The 1,120-nt window shown below is 55.4% G+C and carries 2 protein-coding genes; both read left to right on the forward strand.

Annotated features, from left to right (window positions below):
• Positions 1-582 (forward strand): NADH-quinone oxidoreductase subunit H (locus NW820_RS05885; RefSeq protein WP_414406950.1); only part of this gene is annotated, 582 nt, incomplete at its 5' end.
• Positions 583-620: 38 nt separating this feature from the next.
• A partial coding sequence (gene ndhI / locus NW820_RS05890; protein ID WP_414406951.1) for an NAD(P)H-quinone oxidoreductase subunit I occupies positions 621-1,120 on the forward strand: 500 nt, incomplete at its 3' end.

Genomic DNA, 1,120 nt, shown 5'->3' on the forward strand with positions numbered 1-1,120 from the left:
GTGTTGGCCGTGGTGCTGATGAGCAACGGTCTGGACACGGTGGGGATCGTGGAGCAGCAGAGCGGCCTGGGCATCTTGAGCTGGAATGTGTGGCGGCAGCCCATTGGCTTTGTGATTTTCTTGATCTCGGCTCTGGCGGAAACGGAGCGGATCCCGTTCGATTTGCCGGAAGCAGAAGAAGAGCTGGTAGCCGGTTACCAAACGGAGTACTCCGGCATGAAGTTTGCCCTGTTTTATCTGGGATCCTACGCCAACTTGCTGCTGGCTTCTCTGATTGCGGCAGTGCTGTACTTGGGGGGTTGGTCGTTTGTGGTGCCGGTGGAAACGATTGCCGCCTTGGCCGGGATCCCCTTGGATAACCCCTTCTTGCAGATCGGCGCGGCGGCCTTGGGCATTGTCATGACGATGGTCAAAGCTTTTATCTTCATCTTCTTGGCCATCCTGCTGCGCTGGACCTTGCCACGGGTGCGCATTGACCAACTGCTGGACTTGGGGTGGAAGTTTTTGCTGCCTGTATCCTTTGTTAACTTGCTGCTGACGGCAGCCCTAAAGCTCGCCTTCCCCACCTTTTTTGGGGGTTGAATGAGAAGTAAAGAGGCAAGAGAGGGAGAACATAGGTCATGACGTTTCTCAAGCGTGTCAAAGAATATGTGGGCGATGCCTTCCGAGCCGCCAAGTACATCGGCCAAGGGATGGGGGTTGTCTTCGACCACATGGGTCGGCGCCCGGTAACCGTGCAATACCCCTTCGAAAAGCTGATCCCCTCTGAGCGCTTTCGGGGACGCATCCACTTCGAGTTCGACAAGTGCATTGCCTGCGAGATCTGTGTTCGAGTTTGCCCAATTGACCTGCCGGTGGTGGATTGGGCCTACAACCCAGAGCTGAAGAAAAAGGAGCTTTACAGCTACAGCATTGATTTCGGGGTGTGCATTTTCTGTGCCAATTGTGTGGAGTTTTGCCCCACCAACTGCCTCTCGGTAACCGAGGATTATGAGTTGGCTACTTACGACCGCCACGACCTCAACTACCATCAGGTGGCGATGGGCCGTCTGCCCTCTAAGGTTACCGAAGACCCGATGGTGACCCCCTTGCGAGAATTTGCCTATCTGCCCAAAGGGGT

The organism is Synechococcus sp. R55.7, assembly GCF_047461955.1.
In the GTDB taxonomy this organism is placed as follows: Bacteria; Cyanobacteriota; Cyanobacteriia; order Thermostichales; family Thermostichaceae; genus Thermostichus.